12 protein-coding genes and 2 pseudogenes are annotated in these 16,208 nt (G+C 68.5%); 5 read left to right on the top strand and 9 right to left on the bottom strand.

What is annotated here, in order from left to right:
- Positions 1 to 57: 57 nt before the first annotated feature.
- Positions 58 to 1,326, bottom strand: a complete 1,269-nt coding sequence (locus ACLQ25_RS00490) for an Nramp family divalent metal transporter (RefSeq protein WP_425728018.1) — start codon at positions 1,324 to 1,326, stop codon at positions 58 to 60.
- 179 nt (positions 1,327 to 1,505) lie between these two features.
- Between ACLQ25_RS00490 and ACLQ25_RS00485 the strand changes: the two genes are divergently transcribed.
- The 3 genes from ACLQ25_RS00485 to ACLQ25_RS00475 are packed head-to-tail and all read left to right on the top strand — an operon-like array spanning position 1,506 to position 3,801.
- Positions 1,506 to 1,913, top strand: coding sequence for a GntR family transcriptional regulator (locus ACLQ25_RS00485; protein WP_355050404.1), 408 nt, complete (start codon positions 1,506 to 1,508; stop codon positions 1,911 to 1,913).
- Between the two features lie 20 nt (positions 1,914 to 1,933).
- Entirely contained in the window at positions 1,934 to 2,824 is an 891-nt protein-coding gene (locus ACLQ25_RS00480) for an ABC transporter ATP-binding protein (protein WP_425728015.1), read from the top strand.
- The gene (locus ACLQ25_RS00475) at positions 2,821 to 3,801 is read left to right on the top strand and encodes an ABC transporter permease (protein ID WP_425728013.1); all 981 of its coding nucleotides are present in this window, start codon (positions 2,821 to 2,823) and stop codon (positions 3,799 to 3,801) included. The genes ACLQ25_RS00480 and ACLQ25_RS00475 overlap by 4 nt, the downstream gene beginning before the upstream one ends.
- 44 nt (positions 3,802 to 3,845) lie before the next feature.
- Here ACLQ25_RS00475 and ACLQ25_RS00470 read toward each other — a convergent pair whose 3' ends face one another.
- Positions 3,846 to 4,673 (bottom strand): ABC transporter permease, encoded by an 828-nt coding sequence (locus tag ACLQ25_RS00470; RefSeq protein ID WP_425728011.1) that lies wholly within the window; start codon positions 4,671 to 4,673, stop codon positions 3,846 to 3,848.
- Positions 4,670 to 5,635, bottom strand: coding sequence for an ATP-binding cassette domain-containing protein (locus tag ACLQ25_RS00465; protein ID WP_425728009.1), 966 nt, complete (start codon positions 5,633 to 5,635; stop codon positions 4,670 to 4,672). Before ACLQ25_RS00465 ends, ACLQ25_RS00470 begins: the two co-directional genes overlap by 4 nt.
- Positions 5,636 to 5,727: 92 nt before the next feature.
- On the opposite strand from ACLQ25_RS00465, the gene ACLQ25_RS00460 reads away from it, so the two are divergent.
- Complete coding sequence (locus tag ACLQ25_RS00460; protein WP_425728007.1) at positions 5,728 to 6,066, top strand: hypothetical protein; 339 nt, start codon at positions 5,728 to 5,730, stop codon at positions 6,064 to 6,066.
- Here the strand turns inward: ACLQ25_RS00460 and ACLQ25_RS00455 are convergent.
- The 5 genes and pseudogenes from ACLQ25_RS00455 to ACLQ25_RS00435 form a co-directional block, all read right to left on the bottom strand.
- Positions 6,063 to 7,325, bottom strand: a complete 1,263-nt coding sequence (locus ACLQ25_RS00455; RefSeq protein ID WP_425728005.1) for an ROK family transcriptional regulator — start codon at positions 7,323 to 7,325, stop codon at positions 6,063 to 6,065. The genes ACLQ25_RS00460 and ACLQ25_RS00455 overlap by 4 nt on opposite strands.
- Before the next feature lie 112 nt (positions 7,326 to 7,437).
- Complete coding sequence (locus tag ACLQ25_RS00450; protein WP_425728003.1) at positions 7,438 to 8,544, bottom strand: substrate-binding domain-containing protein; 1,107 nt, start codon at positions 8,542 to 8,544, stop codon at positions 7,438 to 7,440.
- A gap of 51 nt (positions 8,545 to 8,595) precedes the next feature.
- Entirely contained in the window at positions 8,596 to 9,894 is a 1,299-nt protein-coding gene (mmsB, locus tag ACLQ25_RS00445) for a multiple monosaccharide ABC transporter permease (RefSeq protein ID WP_425728001.1), read from the bottom strand.
- A complete protein-coding gene (gene mmsA / locus ACLQ25_RS00440; protein ID WP_425727999.1) occupies positions 9,891 to 11,438 on the bottom strand; it encodes a multiple monosaccharide ABC transporter ATP-binding protein in 1,548 nt (515 codons plus the stop codon). Before mmsA ends, mmsB begins: the two co-directional genes overlap by 4 nt.
- A 534-nt stretch (positions 11,439 to 11,972) precedes the next feature.
- Positions 11,973 to 13,106, bottom strand: a pseudogene (locus ACLQ25_RS00435) (transposase); the annotation flags it as partial.
- 1,084 nt (positions 13,107 to 14,190) lie between these two features.
- Between ACLQ25_RS00435 and ACLQ25_RS00430 the strand changes: the two are divergent.
- Positions 14,191 to 14,646: pseudogene (locus ACLQ25_RS00430) on the top strand (transposase family protein); the annotation flags it as partial.
- A gap of 123 nt (positions 14,647 to 14,769) precedes the next feature.
- Here the strand turns inward: ACLQ25_RS00430 and ACLQ25_RS00425 are convergent.
- Positions 14,770 to 16,056: an IS256 family transposase gene (locus ACLQ25_RS00425; protein ID WP_425727997.1), complete on the bottom strand. Its 1,287-nt coding sequence runs from the start codon at positions 16,054 to 16,056 to the stop codon at positions 14,770 to 14,772.
- Positions 16,057 to 16,208 lie beyond the last annotated feature (152 nt).

Here is a 16,208-nt window from a genome sequence, read left to right as displayed (position 1 = left end):
CCGCTGAAAGTTGAGCAGTCGCGCGGGCCGCTACCGGCGGCGACGTCCCCGGCCGGCTCAGCCGGCGACTACCTGCCACAGCAGGAAGGCGTTGAGCGCGACGACCAGGACGGCGACTCCGGACGCGGTTGCCGTGGTCAGCGGGTGGTTGACGAGGTTGCCCATGAGGTCCCGGCGACGGGTGAAGGCGACCACCGGGATCAGCGCGAACGGGATGCCGAAGCTGAGGATGACCTGCGACAGCACGAGGGCGCGGGTGGGGTCGAGGCCGATGGCGAGCACGGCCACGGCGGGCGCCAGGGTGACCAGGCGGCGCAGCAGCAGTGGAACGCGGCGGCGCAGGAAGCCCTGCATGATCACCTCGCCGGCGTAGGTGCCGACGCTCGTGGAGGCGAGCCCGGAGACCAGCAGGGCGACGGCGAACCCGAAGGCGGCGGCCGTGCCGATGCTCTCGCCCAGGCCCGCGTGCACCCCCTCCAGGCTGTCGGCGCCCACCGGGCCGCCGCCACGGAAGCTGGCCGCCGCGATCAGCAGCATGGCGAGGTTGACCGCACCGGCCGCCGTCAGGGCGAGCAGCACGTCGGTACGTTGGCCCCGGAAGAGGGTACGGCGCTCGGCGTCGTCGGTCGCGGGGATGCGGTCGCGGGTCAGCGCGGAGTGCACGTAGATGACGTGCGGCATGACCGTCGCCCCGAGGATGCCGGCGGCCAGCAGGACGCTGTCGGTGCCCTGGAGGCGGGGCACGAGGCCGGCCATGGCCGAGCCCGGATCGGAGCCGGCGGCGAGCAGGTTGGCCGCGAACGCCAGGACGATGACGCCGAGCAGCACGGCGATGGCGATCTCGAAGGCGCGGAACCCGCGCGAGCGCAGGGCGAGCACGACGAACGCGGCAGCGCCGATGATCAGCCCGCCGGGTAGCAGCGGGATGCCGAAGAGGAGGTACAGGGCGACCGCTCCCCCAATGACCTCGGCCAGGTCGGTGGCCATCGCCACCAGCTCGGCCTGCACCCACATCATCCGGTTGAGCGGGCGGGGCAGGCGCTCGCGGCACAGCTCCGGCAGGCTGCGGCCGGTGGCCAGGCCCAGCTTGGCGGTGAGAGTCTGCACCAGCATGGCCATCAGGTTGGCCACCACCACGACCCAGACCAACAGATACCCGTAGCGGGCGCCGGCCGCCGAGTTGGTGGCGAAGTTGCCCGGGTCGACGTACGCCACGGCGGCGACGAACGCCGGGCCGAGCAGGATCAGCCGTCCGCGTACCCGGCCCCGGGCGCGGGCGATCTGCAGCGGTGTCGCCGTCGTCGCCCGGAGGTCGTTGGTGACCATCGAGCACCTCCCCCTCGAGTACGGATCGCGTGCATGTTCCCTTCCCGGGCGGTTGACCCGTCGGTGCCAGTCGGTGGCCCACGGGTGCCACGGTCCCTTCGCGCTTGACAGACGCCGCCGACCCGACCAAGCTGTCTATTAGTCCTACTGTCGTAGGACAACAGGAAGGATCATCACGAGTGATCGAGTTCGTGCTCGACAGCCGGTCGAAGGTGAACACCTACATGCAGCTCGTGCAGCAGGTGAAGCAGGCGCTGCGGGTCGGTCTGCTCGCGCCCGGCGATCAGCTGCCGAAGGTTCGGGACGTCGCCCAGTCGCTGGCGATCAACCCGAACACGGTGCTGAAGGCGTACCGGGAGTTGGAGATCGAGGGTCTGGTCGGCGGCCGACCCGGGGTGGGCACGTTCGTCCAGCGCACCCTGGCCGGCGCGTCCCTGCCCAACCAGGCCGAGCTGCGTGACGACCTCGTGGCGTGGTTGCAGCGGGCGCGGGCCGCCGGCCTCACGGCCGAGGACGTCGTCGCCCTGGTGGAGACCACGCTGCGCGCCACCCTCACCGACGACGCCCCACAGAAGGAACCCGCGTGAGCGGTACGAGAGGACAGAGGATGGAGATGGTCTTGGAGGCCGACCGGCTGGGCAAGCGGTACGGCAGAACGTGGGCGCTACGGGACTGTTCGTTGCAGCTTCCGGCCGGCCGGATCGCCGCGCTGGTGGGGCCCAATGGCGCGGGCAAGAGCACCTTGCTGCACCTGGCGGTCGGGCTGCTCAAGCCCGACGAGGGCGCGGTGCGGGTGTTCGGCAGGTCGCCGTACGGCGACACGGAAGGGCTGGCCGACATCGGGTTCGTCGCCCAGGACACCCCGCTGTACCGGGACTTCACCGCCGCCGAGCTGGTCATCGCCGGCGGCAAGCTGAACAGGCGATGGGACGCGGCACTGGCCCGGACCCGGTTGGCGCAGCTCGGAATACCGCCCGACAAGCCGGTCGGCAAACTGTCCGGCGGGCAACGGGCCCAGGTGGCGCTCGCTCTCGCACTGGCCAAACAACCCCGGCTGCTGCTGCTCGACGAGCCGGTGGCCAGCCTCGATCCGCTGGCCCGTCGGGAGTTCCTCCAGTCGCTGATGGGCAGCGTGGCGGACTCCGGCACCACCGTCCTGCTCTCCTCGCACCTGCTGGCCGACCTGGAGCGCGTCTGCGACTACCTGATCGTGCTCAACGCCGCCCAGGTGCAGCTCACCGGCTCGGTCGACGACCTGGTTGCCGGGCACCGGCAGCTCGTCGGCCCGCGGCACGACGGCGGTCCGATCGGGGGCGTCGCGCACGTGGTCCGGGCCAGCCACACCGACCGGCAGTCCACGCTGCTGGTACGCACCGACGGTCCCGTCACCGATCCCGCGTGGACGGTCCGCGACGTCAGCCTGGAGGACGTCGTCCTGGCCTACCTGGCCGACGGCGTCGCGCAGACCAGTCACAGCGAGTGGGGGGTGGCGGCATGATCTGGCTGACCTGGCGGCAACACCGCAAGCTGGCGTTCTACACCCTCCTGGGATTCCTGGTGCTCGCCGCCGTGCTGGTGCCGATCGGCCTGTCGATGCGGCACACCTTCGCCAACCTCGGACTCGCGGAGTGTCTACGCCCGTCGACCCTCAGCGAGACTGCCGCACAGACCTGTGAGGTGGGCCTGCGCCGCTTCAGCGACCGGTACGACAGTTTGAACCTGGTGGCGGTGCTGCTGATCACCCTGCCGGTGCTGGTCGGCCTGTTCTGGGGTGCACCGCTGGTGGCTCGCGAGGTGGAGCAGGGCACCCACCGGTTCGTCTGGACCCAGGGCGTCGGCCGCACCCGCTGGGCACTGGTGAAGTTCGGGCTGGTCGGCGGTGCGGTCGTGCTCCTCGCGGTCGGCTACGGACTGGGCATGTCGTGGTGGGTCGAACCGCTCACCCAGGCAGCGCACGAGGGTCGACTCGGCGTGATCGTCTTCGACTTGCAGGGCATCGTGCCGATCGGGTACACCCTGTTCGCCGTGGCGCTCGGGATCTTCGCCGGCACCGTCTTCAAGCGGATGCTGCCCGCCATGGGCATCACCCTGGCCGGGTACATCGGCGTACGGGCAGCGGTGGAGATCCTGGCCCGACCGCACTACCAGCCCGCCAAAACCCAGACGTTCCCGATCGAGGGGGCCGGGATTCCGGAGGGCGACCGGGGCAACTGGGTTCTCGCCCTGGGAATCCGCGACGCAGACGGGACGATGGTCGCGGAGAACACCCGCATCCAGTGCCCGCCGGGCGGCAAGGGCCCGGCCGGCCGAGTCTGCGGTGCCGATCTGGGCCTCGGGCCGGGCGCGTACAACTGGGAGATGTACCAGCCGGCCGACCGGTTCTGGCTGTTCCAGAGCATCGAGACGGGCATCTTCGTGGCCCTCGCCGCGCTCCTGCTCTACCTCGCGGTGCGCCGGGTCCGCCGGATCGCGTAACCGGGCGGGTGATCGCCGGAGCCACGGGGGCCCCGGCGATCGCCTCAGCCGGACAGCCGCCGGTAGCGGACCACCGAGAGCGGCAGGAACACGGCCACCAGCGCGATCGGCCAGACCACGGCCAACCAGAGGTAGTGCTGCGCGGCCCATGAGTCGCCACCCCAGCCCGGGTTGCCGAACAGCTCCCGGGCGGCGCCGACGGTTGCCGACAGCGGGTTCCAGGCGGCCACCGCGCCGAGCCAGGCCGGCATGGTGGACGGCGCGACGAACGCGTTGGAGAGGAAGCCGAGCGGAAACTCCAGGGTCTGCACGGCGACGACGGCCGTCTGCCCCCGGGCGACCAGGCCGAGGAAGATGCCGACCCAGACCAGGGCGAAGCGCAGCAGCAGGATCAGTCCCACCGCGCCCAGCGCGGCGCCGACACCACCGTGGACGCGCCAGCCGACGGCGAGGCCCGTGGCCAGTAGCACCGCGAGGGTGACCAGAGCGAAGAGCAGGTCGGTGACCGCGCGGGCGACGAGCGGGGCGAGTGGTGCGACCGGCATCGAACGGAGCCGGTCGGTCACCCCACGCTCCAGATCGTCGGCGACGGCGATCGTGGTGAGGCTGATGCCGAACACCATCGTCATCACGAACATGCCGGGCATCAGGAACTCCCGGTAGCTGCCCCCGTCGGGGACCTGCATCGCCCCGCCGAACAGGTAGGCGAAGATCAGCACGATCAGGATGTTGAAACCGAGCGAGGCGACCAGCGGCCCGGGGTCACGCCGCCACCGGGCCAGGCCACGCCAGACCAGGGCGCCGCTGTCCGTCAGGGCAGCGGGCCGGCCGGGCGTCAGGTCCACGGTCGCGGGCGGGTGTGTGGCGCTCACGCGGTCACCTCCACGGTGACCCGACCACCCGTGACGTGCAGGAAGACGTCGTCGAGGGTAGGCCGCCGCAGGGCGATGTCGACCACCGTGACCTGCGCGGCGTCGAGCGCCCGCAGCACCTCGACGAGCGCGCCGGCCCGGTGCCCCACGCCGGCGCTGACCGCGCGCCGGTCCACGTCGACAATCGGTTCGTCGACGACCACCCGACGCATCTGCGCGACGGCGATCGCGAGGTCGGCGGACTCCCCCACGACCACCTCGATCCGGTCGCCGCCGAGCTGCGTCTTCAGCTCGTCGGGGGTGCCTTCGGCGACGATGCGCCCGGCCTCGACCACCGAGATCCGGTCGGCGAGCTGGTCGGCCTCGTCCAGGTGCTGGGTGGTGAGCAGGACGGTGGTGCCCGCCCGGACCAACCCTCGGATCGACTCCCACACCTCGCTCCGGCCGCGCGGGTCCAGCCCGGTGGTGGGTTCGTCGAGGAACAGCACGGCGGGGGCGAGGACCATGCCGGCGGCCAGGTCCAACCGGCGACGCATGCCCCCGGAGTACGTGCTGACCGGCTGCTCGCCGACGTCGGCCAGGCCGAACCGCTCCAACAGCTCGACCGCCCGCTGCCGGGCCCGGCGACGGCCCAGGTGGAACAGCAGGCCGAAGAGCACGAGGTTCTGGCGGCCGCTGAGCGCCTCGTCCAGCGCGGGATGCTGCCCCACCAGGCCGATCCGGTAGCGCACCTGATCGGGCTGGCGGGTCACGTCGAACCCGGCGACCTCGGCGTGACCCTCGTCCGGGCGCAGCAGTGTGGACAGGATCCGCACCGACGTGGTCTTGCCGGCCCCGTTGGGGCCGAGCAGGCCACACACCGTCCCGCTGTCCACCTCCAAGTCGAACCCATCCAGGGCCAACCGGTCCCCGTACCGCTTGCGCAGCCCTCGCACCACTATCGCCGCACCGCTCGTCGTCACACCCGTCCCCTTCCACAGCCGAACACCGGAGCCCTACCGTACAAGATACGGTAGAACGTACGGGATCGATGGATCGACTATCGTCCGCGGGCATGAGGATCTCGTTGGACGGCCGGCGGTTCGCCGCCGGAACGGACGTGGCGGCCGGTGAGGTCGGCACCGAGACGGTCTTCACCTACCACGAGCGGGCGGACGAGGTCTGGGCCGAGTACGCCGGTGGGTCCATCCGTCGCGGCTGCCTCGTCGGCACCCGCGACGGCGACCGGTTGGACTTTCGCTACGTCCAACTCAATGTCGAGGGCCAGACGTCCTCGGGCCACTGCGTCTCGCAGGTGCGGGTCCGGGCCGACGGCCGCCTGGAGCTGCACGAGTCGTGGGACTGGGAGTCCCGGCCGGGCAACGGCACCAGCGTGGTGCGGGAGATCGCCTAGACCGGGTCGACGGAACTTGACTGGCCGGCGACGCCGACGTTGAGCGGATCGGCCAGCAGCTTGTCGAAGGCCAACTCGGCGGCCCCGATCAGGACGGCGTCACGGCCGAGAGCCGCGGCCCGCAACCGCAGATGCTCCCTGGAGGCCGGCAGCGGCATGGCGTCCAGCCGCCGCCGCACCGTGTCCGCCCCGGCGATGAAGATGTCGCGCAGCGAGCCACCGAACACCACGGCGTCCGGGTTGACCACGTTGACCAGGTTGGCGACGCCGAACCCGAGCCAGTCGGCGACCCGCTCGACGGCGGCGCGGGCGGTCGCGTCGCCGTCCGCCGCCGCGCGCAGCACGTCGGCCACCGCGGCGCGGTCGTCGGGGTCGCGGCCGGCGTGCCGCAGCAGCGCGGCCTCGGAGATCTCGGTCTCCCAGCAGCCACGGGAGCCGCAGCCGCACGGCAGGCCGTTCGGGTTGACCACCATGTGGCCGACCTTGCCGCTGTGGCCCCGGTGGCCGATCATCAGTCGGCCGCCGACCACGATGCCGGCGCTGATGCCGAGGTCGCCGTGCAGGTAGATGAGGTCGTCGATGCCGGGGGCCACGCCCCGGATGTGCTCGGCCAGGCCCGCGATGTCGGCCAGATCTCCGGCCACGAATCCTGGGCAGTCGGTCAGCTCGGCCTCGAGGGCGGCGCTCAGGCCCTCCTCGACGCCGACGATGCGCAGGCCGCCGTCGGCGTCGCGGGTGGTGTCGGTGACGGCGACCGCGCCGCCGACCAGCAGTGCGTCGGAGGCGGCGCCGCGCTCCATCCCGCGCACGAGGTCGGCCAGGGGGCGGACGGCGTCGACGGCCGACATGCCACCGGGACGGGGTGCCTCCCGCAGGTCGAGGATGCGACCGCCGAGGCCGATCCGCGCCGCCCGCAGTCGGTCCGCGTCGATGCTGAGCGCGTGCGCGTAGACCCGATCGGAGCGGGGGCTGACCACGAGGGAGGGGCGGCCGGCGCGGCGGGTCGTGGCCGGCGCTTCCTCGGTGACCAGACCGCTGGCGGTCAGGTCGGCGGCGAGGGCGCCGATGGTGCTGCGGTTCAGGCCGAGACGGCTGGTCAGCTCGGCCCGCGACGTCGGCCCGTGCAGGTGCACGTAGCGCAGCACTGCGCCGAGGTTCTGCCGTCGGATCTCCTCCTGGCTCGCACCGGGGACCGGGGGCAGTGGGGTGTCGACGGTACGACCGGCGCCGGCTGGCCTGGACCGCACAGGTGTCGCCACGGTCAGACCTCCTTCACGGATCGGTGCCGGGTGAACGATGGGGCGCGGACGACGATGGGTCCCGGAAGAGGAGATCCGGGACCCATCGGCGGTGCTGCCTACCGTGTGGTGATTACTTGGTGAGCGGCGCGAGCTTCGGGTCGTTGGCGTACGCCTCGGCCGCGTTGGCCTTGGTGACGGCGACCGGCGGGAGCAGGAACGTGTCGACGACCTTGCTGCCGTTGTTGTAGGACTTGGTGTCGTTCACCTGCGGGGTGTTACCGGCCTGGAGAGCCTTGACCATGTTGATGGTCTCCTTCACCAGGTTGCGGGTGTCCTTGTTGATCGTCATGTACTGCTCGCCCTTGACGATCGACTTGACCGACTCGACCTCGGAGTCCTGGCCGGTGACGATCGGGGTCGGCTTGCCGGCACCCTTGACCGAGGTCAGGATGGCGCGGGCCAGGGTGTCGTTCGGGGAGAGGACGCCGTCCAGCTCCTTGTTGCCGTAGGTCGAGGTCAGCAGCTGGTCCATGCGGGCCTGCGCACCCTCGGCCTTCCAGCCCTGGATGGCGGTCTGCTTGACGTCCTTCTGACCCGAGGCGACGACGACGTTGCCCTTGTCGATCTCCGGCTTGAGAACGTCCATCGCGCCGTTGAAGAAGACACCGGCGTTGTTGTCGTCCGGCGAACCGGAGAACAGCTCGATGTTGTACGGGCCGTTCGGCTTCTTGGCCTTCATGCCGTCCAGCAGGGCCTGGCCCTGGAGCTGGCCGACCTTGAAGTTGTCGAACGCGACGTAGTAGTCGAGGTCCGGCGTGTTGGTGATGAGGCGGTCGTACGCGATCACCTTGGCGCCGGCGGCGTGCGCCGCGGCGACCTGGGTCGCCAGCTGCGCGGCGTCTGTCGCGCCGATGACGATGACCTTGGCGCCCTTGGTGGTCATGGCGGTGATCTGGGCCTGCTGGTCGGCGACCGTGGTCGACGCGCCGGCGTACTGCACGTCAGCCTGGAAACCGGCCTCCTTGAGACCGTTGGTGAACAGGTCACCGGCGAGGACCCAGTTCTCCGAGGTCTTGGCCGGCAGGGCCACGCCGATCAGCGAGTTCGCCGCGAAGCCCTTGGCGTCGCCGCCACCCGAGCTGCCGGAGTCGCCGTCGCGGCCGGAGCCGCAGCCGGCCAGGGCCAGCATGGCGGCGGCGCTGATGGCCACCACCGACGAGCCGAAGATTTTACGCATGGTGAGGACTTGCCTTTCTGGATGTGAGACGGGTGGAGAGGTCGGTGGCCGTCAGCCGGACACCGCTGCCTTGGCGGGCTCGCGCTCCGCGTCCGACGGTGAGGCGGGTGGTGCGGAGTCCTCGCGGCGGAACGGCCGCATCAGGCTCCCGATGATGGAGAAGCGCCCCTGGCTCTTGTTGTAGACGTCGATCGCTACGGCCAGCAGCAGGACCAGGCCCTTGATGATCTGGACCTTGTCGGTGCCCACGCCCTCGAGTTGGAGGCCGTTGTTGAGCACGGCCATCACCAGACCACCGACGATGGAGCCGCTGATGGTGCCGATGCCGCCGGCGACGGCCGCGCCACCGATGAAGACAGCGGCGATGGCGTCCAGCTCCCAGCCGTTACCGTCCTGCGGCCCGGAGGCCTGCGAACGGGCCACGAAGATCATGCCGGCCAGCGCGGCCAGGACGGACATGTTCATCATGACGAAGAAGTTGACCCGCTTGAGCTTCACGCCGGACAGCTCGGCCGCCCGGGAGTTGCCGCCCACCGCGTAGATGTGCCGGCCACCGGCCGTGTTACGGGTGTAGAAGGAGTACGCGATGACCAGCGCCACGAGGATGATGCCCGAGATCGGGAAGCTGGTGCCGACGCGACCACTGGCGAAGCGCAGCGCCGCGAAGGCGATCACCCCGACCATGACGGCCATCCGCAGGATCGAGATCCACAGGGGCGCCGGGTCGGCGTCCATCGCCCGCCGGGTGTTGCGGGCCCGGATCTCGCGCCACACCACCGCCACCGCGGCGGCCAGACCGAGCAGCAGCGTCGCGTTGTTGTAGCCGGTGTTCGGGCCGAACTCGGGCAGGAAGCCCGAGCCGATCTCCCGGAAGCCCTCCGGCACCGGGATGCTCTGCGCGTTGCCGATGAACTGGTTGCCACCGCGGAAGAGCAGCATTCCCGCCAGGGTGACGATGAACGCCGGCACCCCGATGTAGGCCACCCAGAAGCCCTGCCAGGCGCCGATGACCGCGCCGATGGCGAGGCCGAACACGATGGCTGCGGGCCAGGGCAGATTCCACTCGGTCATCGACTTGGCGACCAGGATGCCGGTGAATGCCGCGACCGAGCCGACCGAGAGGTCGATGTGCCCGGCGACGATCACCATGAGCATGCCGATGGCCAGGATCAGGATGTACGAGTTCTGCTGGAACAGCGCGATCAGGTTGTCCGACCGCAGCGTCAGCCCGTTGGTCCAGATCTGGAAGATCAGGACGATCGCCACCAGGGTGAAGATCATCCCGAACTGGCGGGCGTTGGAGGTCGTGCCTCCAAACAGGTTCTTCTGAAGGTCTCTGATACGGCTCATCGGGTGGCCAACTTCTTCGTCGAGGTCATCTGCTTCATGAGGGTTTCCGGGTCCGCGTCCGCACGGGCGATCTCGCCCGTGATGGCGCCTTCGAACACGGTGTAGATGCGGTCGCAGAGCCCGATCAGCTCAGGCAGCTCCGAGGAAATGACGACGACGCCCTTTCCCTGGTCGGCGAGCCGCTGGATGATGCCGTAGATCTCGTACTTCGCGCCCACGTCGATGCCGCGGGTCGGCTCGTCGAGGATCAGCAGGTCCGGGTCGCTGAACATCCACTTGGCCAGGACGACCTTCTGCTGGTTGCCGCCCGAGAGCTTGGAGACGCCCTCGTCGACCGTCGGAGCCTTGGTCCGCAACTCCTTGCGGTACGACTCGGCCGCCTGGTACTCCTCGACCTCGCTCAGGACGCCGTGGTGCGAGATCTTGGACAGCTTGGCGGCCACCGTCGACGTCTTGATGTCGTCCAGCAGGTTGAGGCCGAGCGCCTTGCGGTCCTCGCTGACGTACGCGAGGCCGTGGTCGATGGCATCCGCCACCGACTTCAGGACGATCTCCTTGCCGTCCTTGATGATCGTGCCCGACTCGTACACCCCGTAGGAGCGGCCGAAGACGCTCATCGCGAGTTCGGTGCGGCCCGCGCCCATCAGGCCGGCGAAGCCGACGATCTCACCGCGGCGCACCACGAAGCTCTCGTTCTTGCAGACCTGCCGCTCGGCGGAGATCGGGTGCCGGACGTTCCAGTTGCGCACCTCGAAGAAGACGTCGCCGATCTTCGGGGTGTGGTCCGGGAACCGGCTGCTCAGCTCGCGGCCGACCATGCCCCGCACGATCCGGTCCTCGTCGACCCCGTCCGCCTTGACGTCGAGGGTCTCCACGGTCCTGCCGTCCCGCAGGATGGTGATCTGGTCGGCGATCGCCTCGATCTCGTTCAGCTTGTGCGAGATCATGATCGAGGTGATGCCGCGGGAGCGGAAGCCGCGCAGCAGGTCCAGCAGGTGCCGGGAGTCGGCCTCGTTCAGCGCGGCCGTCGGCTCGTCCAGGATGAGCAGCTTCACGTCCTTGGCGAACGCCTTCGCGATCTCCACGAGCTGCTGCTTGCCGACGCCGATGTCCTTGACCAGGGTGTCCGGGTCTTCCTCCAGACCGACCCGGGCCATCAGGTCCAGCGCCATCCGGTTGGCGGCCTTCCAGTCGATCGCGCCCCGCTTGCGCGGTTCGTTGCCGAGGAAGATGTTCTCGGCGATCGACATCCCGGGGATGAGCGCCAACTCCTGGTGGATGATCACGATTCCGGCGTTCTCGCTCGCCCGGATGTCGGAGAACTTGCTCTCCGACCCCTGGTAGACGATCTGGCCGGCGTAGCTGCCGTACGGGTAGACCCCGCTGAGCACCTTCATCAGCGTGGACTTGCCCGCACCGTTCTCGCCGCAGATGGCATGGATCTCGCCGGCGCGAACCACCAGGTTGACGTCGGAGAGGGCCTTGACTCCGGGGAACTCCTTGGTGATGGAACGCATCTCAAGGAGGGTCGGCACGTCGCTCATCGCTCGTACCACCTCGCCAACGTCATCGGTTGCCTCCGGAAGGTTGAACCTTCACTTGGTTTTGTTGTTGACGGCAACGTATTGCGGTGAGCAGGCCATCCGCAAGGCGAGGGGGTGTTGAAAATGTAACAATCCGGCAATATAGACGAAGCATAGTATTCGCCCGTCACGCCGGCCCCACGAGTCGCAGTTGGCACCATGGACCGCTCCTGGCAACGTTGTCAAATCCGGAGCCGGCGGCCCATCCGCGCCGATCACCGCAAGCAGGCTCGCCACCAGGCACGATCCGCGCCAGCAGGCGCGGACACTCGTGCTCTCCGGCCGGCGACCCGTCCAGCATGCCTCGGCCGCCGCGGCCTGCGATGTGACCCACGCCTCCACCGAACGAGGGGATCGACGGCCGCCGTCCCGCTGTTTCGTCCGTCGGAGAGGGCTGACGACCGGTTGGTCCGGATCGGTGGAGGGTCGACCGGTCAGTTGGGGTGGAACACCGCCTTGATCACCCCGTCCTCGCGGCGGTCGACGCTGCGGTACCTGGCGGGCGGTGCGGGTGATCCGGGTGGAGTGCAGCAGCCCTAGCGCAGTCTGTGGGGTTCGGCGGTGGCCAGTTCGCCGTGCAGGAGCAGGGTTTGGGTCCAGGCGAGCAAGTCGATGCCGGTCAGGGCGAGTTGCAGCCAGCCCGGTTGATCGCGGACGCCCGCGACGGGAACCGGTCGGAGCCGGTGTTCTCCCCACAGCGGACGCGGTCCTCAGCGCAGGCGTGAGCCGAGTGCCGGGCCTGCGGGAATGGAACGCTGCCGTTGCCGGGTAGGGTGTCGGTGGCGACGGCCTGATGCCTCCAGCCTTCGACAGTGTCGAACAGCGACAGGTGGGTCCGGGATGGGGCGTTCCCGACCGACGAGGAACCTCGTGCTGCCCGGCCTGCCGGCGCCGTCGAACAGGCCGGCGATCTCCCAGACCTCGGCATGGTCACGCAGATCGCCGCCGGTGTCGACAGCGGGGATCCAGCCGGTCGCGGCACGGATCGCTTCCGTGGCCGATTCGTGATCGCGGCGCCGGCGCTAAACGGATGTCGAGGGGCTGCTCGCGTAAGGATCGGATGTGGGCAAGGAAGCCGTGGCTGGAACCGGCCGAGTCCGAACGCAGCAGCCCAGCCAAAAGCTTCACCTGTGTTGTTCAGAAAGCACAGCAGCTTTTTCCAGACTTCCAGGTGCGGGTAGCTGACTCCTTCTCGGACATGACAGATCACGACGGTCGCGTCGATGTCCAGAACCGGGCATCGACCGGCCGGCCCGTCACCATCGGCTGCGGCAGGTCGCCGCAGGCCTCAGCGTGCTGGGCCTAGCCGACTTCACAGGCATGAGCCCGGGCGGAACGCAGGTCGGCCAGCACACTGTCGTCGATGCGGGACAGCGGCCTGCAAGCGGTCGGGTCGGGCGCGACCGGCCCGAACAGGGCCGGCTGGTCCCGCAGCGCGGCCAGATCCACGATGGCCGCACCACCGTCAGCCAGCATCACCGCGAGAGCGACGGCGATCGTGCCCGGGTCGTGCCCGCGCTGGCGCTGCCGCAGCACTGCGAGGGCTTGGCTGAACGCGCTTGTCAGCCCGGTCGCGTCAGCGAGATCGGCGAGCAGCCGGGCACCGGCATGACCGACCACACCCCACAGTGGCCCTCATCGGTCAGTACACCGCCCGGGCCGAGGTACCAGCGCGGCTCCCAGTAGCGGCGCAGCAACCGGTTGAAGCGGAGCGCGCTGCGGCCGTCGTGGACGAACTACCGCTTACCGATCGAGAGTCTGAAGTGGGTTGAACCGGCGGCCCTGCGCCTCCGTTGTATAGAGCAATGCCGAGACTTGCACCGTGAAGGTGGACAATGGGAAAACATCTCAGTGCCGATGCACGCAAGCAACACGTCATGGAGTATGTGAATGCGAGAACTCAAGGCCGCGTCGAAAATTATAGCCAATACGCCACCATACATGGGATCGGCAGGTCGGCACTATATGGGTGGATTCGCGGGAGATCCGGAGTTGCGGCGTTCACGCCTGAAGAGCAGGAGCTGATAGACCGGGTAGAGGGGCCTGTCACCCGTACTGGTCCGCGAAATTTGGCTTATCCGACAGATGTCCGCAAGATGCATGTTATGGAATGGGTGGCTGCGAATGAGGGCACAAACTCCTTGACTTATGCCGATTACGCACGGCAAAAGGGCATCGAAACCTGGCGGCTACATTCTTGGATTGAAGGGAGGGGAGGCGTTGACTTTACGCGCGGAGAGCAGGAGCGAATAGACAGGGCGAGGTCGCGCGCCGCTCGCGCGGTTTATTCGCCAGAGGAGCGCAAGTGGTATGCTCTGAATTTTGCGGATGAGAATCAGGAGGGCTACTCCTCGTCCTATGTCGATTACGCGCGGCGGAACAACATCGACGAAGAGACGCTAAAGCATTGGGTGTGCGTGCCGAAGGCCGTCGAGTTTACGCCTGAAGAGCAGGAGCGCGTAGACAGGGCGAGGAGGCATATGAACCCGGGGGTTTCGTATTCGGGTACGGGTCCATCGGCCCCGTTCGACTCGTTATCGGGTACGGGGCCATGGGCCCCGCAGGCGAGCGGATTCGGACAGTACGCGGGGATGCAATCGATAGCCGCTCACACCGAAATCCGGCCTCCTTCTTGGCAATCTGGGGATCGGACCCTCAACCAACAAATGCCAGAACGGAATGCACCTCCCCGCAGCCCTCGCCGCTAAGGGACGTCGTCGACGGCACTCTGGTCCCCACCCGCGATCACCGCCTGGCCGCCAAGAGCAAGAACTACCGGTACTCGACGAACCTGCAGATCGCCATCGACGCCTCCACCCGCCTGGTCATCGCCGTCGGCGATGACCAGGCGGGCAACCGCAACGACACGATCGTCTACCGCAGCTCGGGCATCGCCGAAACGCTGGACGGGCGGCCGGTGATGCCCGACGGCGGCTACCGGGCAACCCCGAGGTGATCACGCCGTACCGCAAGCCCTCCAACGGCACTGACCTACCGGACTGGAAGCAAGCCCTGAACGCCGAACACCGCACCGTTCGAGCAGGGGTAGAACACCCAGGCCAGGATGAAATGCTTCAAGATCCTGCGCGACTACCGCCGCGCCGGCCACACATTGGCCGACGCCGCTTCCGGCATCGCCAACCTCCACAACATCATCCTCGCCGGCTAACCACCAGCCCGGCCCTGGGCAACACCTTCACCCAGTTACGAGACGTCCCTTAGCTTGATCTTTAACCCCGCGGGTCCTGTTGGGACGGGGCTGTCTCGTTAACGGTGTTTCCGGCGATCTTGGTTAGTAGGTTTCAGCGGCTGGGAAGCGGTCGCTGAAGGTGATGGCGAAGGCGTTCAACGCGGGTTTCCAGCGCGTCGTCCATCGGGTTCGGCCTGCTCCGGTGGGGTCCAACGATCGGGTCACCAGATGCAGACACTTCAACGCGGCCAGCTCGTTCGGGAAGTGGCCGCGGGCTTTCACGGCCCGTCGGTAGCGGGCGTTCAACGACTCGATCGCGTTCGTGGAGCAGATCACCCGCCGGATTTCGACGTCGTAGTCGAGGAACGGGATGAACTCAGCCCACGCGTTGTCCCACAGGCGGATCACCGCCGGATACCGTTCGCCCCACTTCTCCGCCAGGTCCTCGAACGCGGCCCGGGCGGCGTCGGCGTTGACGGCGGTGTAGATCGGTTTGATGTCGTGCTTGAGCGCGTCCCAATACTTGCGGGAGGTGAGCCGGAACGTGTTGCGGATCAGGTGGATGATGCAGGTCTGCACGATCGTGGCCGGCCACACGTTCGTGACCACCTCGGGCAGCCCTTTCAGGCCGTCGCAGACGAGGAAGAACACGTTCTTGACGCCTCGGTTGCGCAGGTCGGTCAGCACGCTCATCCAGAACTTCGCGCCTTCACCACCGGCGCCGGCCCACAGCCCGAGGATGTCCTTCTCCCCGTCGAGGGTGACCCCGATCGCGGCGTAGAACGGCCGGTTGGCAACCTGCCCGTCACGGACCTTGACCACGATCGCGTCGATGAACACCGCCGCGTAGACCTCATCCAACGGTCGGTGCGACCAGTCGGTCATCTCCTCGATCACCTTGTCGGTAATCCGCGAGATCGTCTCCTTCGACACCGAAGCCCCGTAGATCTCGGCGAAATGCGCCGAGATCTCCCCAGTGGTCAAACCCTTGGCATACAACGACAACACCACCTCGTCGACCCCGGACAGGCGCCGCTGCCGCTTACGCACGATCTGCGGCTCAAAGGTGCCGGCCCGGTCCCGCGGCACGTCGATCTGCACCGGCCCCGACACGTCGGTCAACACCGTCTTCGCCCTGGTGCCGTTGCGGACATCGCCCGACCCAGCACCGGCCTGGTCATGTTTCTCATAGCCGAGGTGCCCGGTCATCTCCTCGTTCAACGCGGTCTCCAGGACCGTCTTGGTCAACTGCTTGAGCAGCCCGTCCGGGCCAGTCAGCGACAGCCCTTGCTCCTTCGCGGCCCGGACCAACTCGGCAGCGGCCTTCGCCTCCGCAGACGGCTCAGGCCGCTTCCGACGTCCGGTCTCGTCGTTCAGTGTCGCGGTCATCACGGCACCCTCCTCACCAGGCACAACGCCCGGCGGGTCAGGCCGGAAACACCGTTAGATCCACAGACCCGTTGGGACCCCGGCCGAGCACGGAAACAGCCCTTGGTTGATGCTCTTCTTGTCTAGGGAAGAACATTGAGCTACCCCCGTTT

This window comes from Micromonospora sp. DT44 (genome assembly GCF_049841635.1).
Lineage (GTDB): Bacteria > Actinomycetota > Actinomycetes > Mycobacteriales > Micromonosporaceae > Micromonospora.
The sequence above is the reverse complement of the archived record's forward strand: the minus strand, read 5'-3'. Positions and strand labels throughout refer to the sequence as shown.